6 protein-coding genes are annotated in these 4,538 nt (G+C 68.7%); 5 read left to right on the forward strand and 1 reads right to left on the reverse strand.

The annotated features are described in order from the left end of the window. From M3498_09770 to M3498_09785, 4 genes are all read left to right on the forward strand, one after another. A partial coding sequence (locus M3498_09770; protein ID MDQ3459569.1) for an ABC transporter permease subunit occupies positions 1 to 1,057 on the forward strand: 1,057 nt, incomplete at its 5' end. 42 nt (positions 1,058 to 1,099) lie between these two features. After that, positions 1,100 to 1,903, forward strand: coding sequence for an MBL fold metallo-hydrolase (locus tag M3498_09775; GenBank protein MDQ3459570.1), 804 nt, complete (start codon positions 1,100 to 1,102; stop codon positions 1,901 to 1,903). 28 nt (positions 1,904 to 1,931) lie between these two features. Beyond that, positions 1,932 to 2,960: an ABC transporter ATP-binding protein gene (locus M3498_09780; protein MDQ3459571.1), complete on the forward strand. Its 1,029-nt coding sequence runs from the start codon at positions 1,932 to 1,934 to the stop codon at positions 2,958 to 2,960. After that, the gene (locus M3498_09785; protein ID MDQ3459572.1) at positions 2,957 to 3,586 is read left to right on the forward strand and encodes a thiamine diphosphokinase; all 630 of its coding nucleotides are present in this window, start codon (positions 2,957 to 2,959) and stop codon (positions 3,584 to 3,586) included. Before M3498_09780 ends, M3498_09785 begins: the two co-directional genes overlap by 4 nt. A 3-nt stretch (positions 3,587 to 3,589) precedes the next feature. Here M3498_09785 and M3498_09790 read toward each other — a convergent pair whose 3' ends face one another. Beyond that, positions 3,590 to 3,856 carry a GlsB/YeaQ/YmgE family stress response membrane protein gene (locus tag M3498_09790; protein ID MDQ3459573.1) on the reverse strand — a complete coding sequence of 89 codons (267 nt, stop codon included), beginning with the start codon at positions 3,854 to 3,856 and terminating at the stop codon, positions 3,590 to 3,592. A 494-nt stretch (positions 3,857 to 4,350) separates the two neighbouring features. Between M3498_09790 and M3498_09795 the strand changes: the two genes are divergently transcribed. Beyond that, positions 4,351 to 4,538: carboxymuconolactone decarboxylase family protein (locus M3498_09795; GenBank protein ID MDQ3459574.1), on the forward strand; the 188-nt coding region annotated here is incomplete at its 3' end.

The following is a 4,538-nucleotide window of genomic DNA, read 5'->3' on the forward strand; positions in this document are numbered from 1 at the left end:
GCCGCTGGCCGCGCCCGCCATCGTGGCCGCGGCGACGCTCGTCTTCATCTTCTGCTTCACCTCCTTTGGGGTGATCATGATCCTGGCGCCGGGGCCGCAGTACGCCACCCTCGAGGTGGAGATCTACGCCCTCACCAGCCGGCTGAGGCTCGAGGGAGCGGCCGCCCTGGTCCTTGCTCAGCTCGCCGTCATCAGCCTCTTCACGCTTCTCTACACCCGGATGCAGGCGCGGCTGGCCGTGACGCTCGGCGGCGGGCGGCGGGCGCTCTCCCGGCCCACCGGCCCCTGGCGGCTCCTCCTGGCCCTCAACCTGCTCTTGGCGGGCGCACTGGTGCTCTCGCCGCTGTTGGCGCTCCTTTACCAGACCTTCTGGCTGGCGGGAGGACCGCTGCCCGGCCCGCGCGCCTTTGAGCACCTGGCCGAGGTAGGGGGCGCGCGCACCGTCCGCTTCGCCGGCGTCGAACAAGCCATATACAACTCCCTGCGCTTCGCCTTCTCGAGCATGCTGGTAGCGCTCGTCGTCGGCTTCGCCTTCGCCTACGCGGTGGCGCGTGGCGGCTGGCGCTGGCTCGACGGCTTGAGCCTGTTGCCCTTGGCGACGAGCGCGGTGACGCTCGGCTACGGCTATCTGCTTGCCTTTCCCCCGCTCCGGGCCACCGCCTGGGGCCTGGTCCTGGCGCACAGCCTGATCGCCTTTCCCTTCGTGGCGCGCAGCCTCCTGCCCGCCCTGCGCAGCCTGCCGCCCAACCTGATTCGCGCGGCGCAGTCTCTGGGCTCGAGCCCGCTCGCTACCCTGCGCCGGGTCGAGCTGCCGCTGCTGGTGCCGGCTCTGATCGCCGCCGCGAGCTTCGCCTTCGCCATCTCGATGGGCGAGTTCGGTGCCTCCTTGGTCCTGACCCGGCAGGAGTTCGCCACCATCCCCGTGGCCATCTTCGACCGCCTGGGCCGGCCGGGGATGGTCAATTACGGCGCGGCCCTGGCGCTGTCGGCGCTGCTCATGGGCATCACCGGGCTGGTCTTCGTCCTGCTCGAGCGCTTTGGGCAGGGGGAACTATAGGGAACTATAGGGCGAACCAGCGGGACGGTATGCTGGAGTAGCATGACCCCGACCTTGCGCTTTCTCGGCGCTTCCGACTCGCAGGGGGTGCCGCGCTGGTGGTGCGACTGTACAGTTTGCACGGAGGCTCGCACCACGGGCGTCAACGCCCGCAGCCGGCCCTCGGTGGTGATCGAGGGCGCTGCCGAGAGTCCTGAGCGCGTGCTCGTCGACGCCTCGCCCGAACTCCGGACGCAGTGCGCGCGCGAGGGGCTGCGGGGCTTTGGCGCCGCGCTCATCAGCCACGCGCACAACGACCATGTCCTGGGCCTGGGCGACTTGGCCGACCGGGCGCGCTGGACCAGGGAGCCCTGCCCCGTTTTTGCCCCCGCCGAGGTGCTGCCGGCGCTCCGCGAGCGCTTCGCCTACCTGACGCGGGGAGGTTACCCCGAGCGGGTTCCTTTTAGAGCGCTCGAGCAAAGCTCCAGAACCTTCGCGGGCTATAGGCTCAGCGCGGTCAGGGTGCCGCACGGCTTTAACGGCTGGGCCTACGGTTTTCGCTTCGACGGCGAGAGCAGCCGTCCCGGCTCGAGCTGGGCCTATATCCCCGACAGTCTCAACCTGCAAGACCTCTCGCCCTGGCGGGGCTTGGGGCTGCTCGTGCTCGGCACCAGCTGCTACCGCGAGACCGCCCCCGTCCACAGTCGCAGCGTCTACGACGTGCAAGAGGCCCTGGGGCTGATCAGCGAGCTCAAACCCGCAGGCACCGTCCTCACCCACCTCGGCCACGGCGTCGACGCGCGCGAGCCGGCGCCCGAGGGCACCATCTACGCCTACGACGGGCTCAGGCTCGAGCTGCCGTGGTGAGGTCCGTGGTGAGGTCCGTGGTGACGCTGTGGTAGAGACCGGCCTGCGCCTCGAGGGCCTTTCCAAAGGCTACGGCACGGTGCGCGCCGTAGCCGGCGTATCGCTGGCGCTGGCGCCGGGCGAGACCTTGGCGCTGTTGGGGCCGAGCGGCTGCGGCAAGAGCACGCTGCTCAGGCTGATCGCCGGGCTCGAGACCGCCGACCGCGGCGCCGTCCGGCTGGACGGCCGCGACATCAGCCGGCAGCCGCCGCAGCGGCGCGGCTTTGGCATGGTCTTTCAGGACTACGCGCTCTTTCCGCACCTGAGCGTAGCGGGCAACGTCGCCTACGGTCTGGTCGAGAAGGGCTGGCCCAAGGCCGAGAGGCGGGCGCGGGTCGAGGAACTGCTGGCGCTCGTGGGCCTGCGCGGCCTGGGGGGGCGCCGCGCCCATGAGCTCTCCGGCGGTGAGCAGCAGCGAGTGGCCCTGGCGCGGGCACTGGCGCCCAGGCCCGCGCTGCTCTTGCTCGACGAGCCCCTCTCCAACCTCGACCTCTCCCTGCGCGAGGCGCTCAAGGAGGAACTCAAGTCCCTGCTCTCGGGCCTCGACATCTCCGCCGTCTACGTGACCCACGACCAGGGCGAGGCCTTTGCCCTGGCCGACAGGATCGCGGTGATGCGCGCGGGCCGCATTCAGAGGCTCGAGGAGGCGGGCGCGCTCTACGGCCGGCCGGGCACGACCTGGGTCGCCCGCTTTCTGGGCCACCGCAACCTCTATCCGAGCGCGGCGCTGGGCGACCTGGCCGCCGCGGGCGCGCCCGTGACGCTGCTGCGCAGCGACCTCATCCGGCTGGGCGCGGGCGCGGAGGCCTCGCATGAAGCGGAGGTGCTCGAGTGCAGGAGGAACGGGGCGCTGTTCGAGCTGAGCCTGAAGTTGGACAGGCCAAGCGTAACCCTGCACTGGAGCGGCTTTGCGCGGGAGTTGCCCAGCGCGCCCGCGCCGGGCGACCGCCTCAGGCTGAGCGTGCCGCAAGAGGCCGCCGTCGGCCTGCTCGAGGATGCCCTGGCGGACGAGACATGAAGGCGCTCGTCCTGGCGGGGGGCGAGGTGCGAGTAGATGAGCGCCTGAGGAGGCTCGCCCAGGAGGCCGACTGGGTGGTGGCGGCCGACTCGGGCCTGCGCCACGCGGCCGCGCTCGGCGTCATAGCGGAGCTCGTCGTCGGCGACTTCGACTCGGTGAGCGCCGACGTCCTCTCGCGCTACCCCGGCCTGCCCCAGGAGCGGCACCCCGCGGACAAGGACTCTCTCGACCTCGAGCTGGCCCTGAGCCACGCCCGCACGCGCGGCGCCGCGGAGGTCGCGGTCATCGGCGGGCTGGGCGGCAGGCTCGACCAGACCCTGGCGGCGGTCCTCATCGCCGCCAGGGCTCAGCAAGGGGGACTCGAGGTCATCCTCTACGACGAGGCGAGCACCGTCCGCTTCGTCGCCGGCGGCGGCGCGCTCGAGCTCACCCTGCCCGAGGGCACGCGCTTCAGCGTCCTCAGCCTCTCGCCGGCCTCGACCGTCAGCCTCACGGGCGCGCGCTTTCCGCTCGAGGACTACGCGCTCGAGTTCGGCCTGGGCCTCGGCGTCTCCAACGAGAGCGCCGCCGAGACGCTCAGCATTCGCGTCTCGGCGGGCTTGATCGCCGTGATCGTGCTCTCTTGACGGCTACTTGAAGATGCCCAGCGCGCGCAGCAGGGCGATGAGAATGACCGCGCCCAGGATGCCCCAGAACAGGCCCACGATGGTGAAGGCGCCCGCGGCGGCGGCCCCGCCGAGGCCAAGCAGGTCGGCAAAGATGAAACGACCCAGCGCCGCGCCGACGACACCCACGAGAATATTGGCAATCAAGCCCTGTTGCTCATTGGTCTTCATGATGATGCTGGCCAGCCAGCCGATGAGCGCGCCGACCAGAAGCGTGATGATCCAACCCATTAAAGCCTCCTCTAAGGGATCTCGATCCCACGCCCATCTTATACCAATCGCCTTTCGAAGTACCACAAACCGCATGGGTTTGCAGCAATTCGAAATGAACGTTTCATGAGAACCCTAGCCGCCCCTCCCCTTTCTATCCTTCAGAGACACTGCCCACCACGAGCTTTCCTAAAGATGAAACCGTTCGAAGAAGGCACGATCACGTTGTGACGGATCAGCCGCAAAATTTGGCCTACTAAGCGCGTGCTAGACAAGGCGCTGATGGCTCCAAAGAGGTTTGTGTAGAGGCCCGAACTTGCCTCCCCGCCTCTTCAAATGCTTCGGCTTCGAATGCGTCCCTGACACGCTTTCTGGCTTCATTTCGAATTGCTGATGGGTTTGAGGGTATGCGCGTACGCGCACTTATCAAGCGCAAAAGCGGCGCTTGATAAGGCACTTGGTATTAGAAGACGGTACGTCTGCGGCGCAAGAGGAGGACGCGGTAGAGTGGCCTCATGACCACCGTTCGTCGGCGCGTCTGGGGTGCCAAGGCCGAGGCCATCGAGCACTCCCTCAAGGACACCGACCCCGACCTCGCCAGGCTGATCATCGAGGTCGCCTACGAGGAGGTCTTTGCTCGCGGCGGCCTCGAGCTGAAGACGAGGGAACTCTTGGCGATCACCGCGCTCATGAGTGTCGGCAG

The organism is Deinococcota bacterium, from assembly GCA_030858465.1.
Classification (GTDB): domain Bacteria; phylum Deinococcota; class Deinococci; order Deinococcales; family Trueperaceae; genus JALZLY01.

Excerpts from the sequence above, each read along its gene's own strand:
- M3498_09775 (MDQ3459570.1), top strand. The coding sequence starts at position 1,100 with ATGACCCCGACCTTGCGCTTTCTCGGCGCTTCCGACTCGCAGGGGGTG.
- M3498_09785 (MDQ3459572.1), top strand. The coding sequence starts at position 2,957 with ATGAAGGCGCTCGTCCTGGCGGGGGGCGAGGTGCGAGTAGATGAGCGC.
- M3498_09790 (MDQ3459573.1), bottom strand. The coding sequence starts at position 3,856 with ATGGGTTGGATCATCACGCTTCTGGTCGGCGCGCTCATCGGCTGGCTG.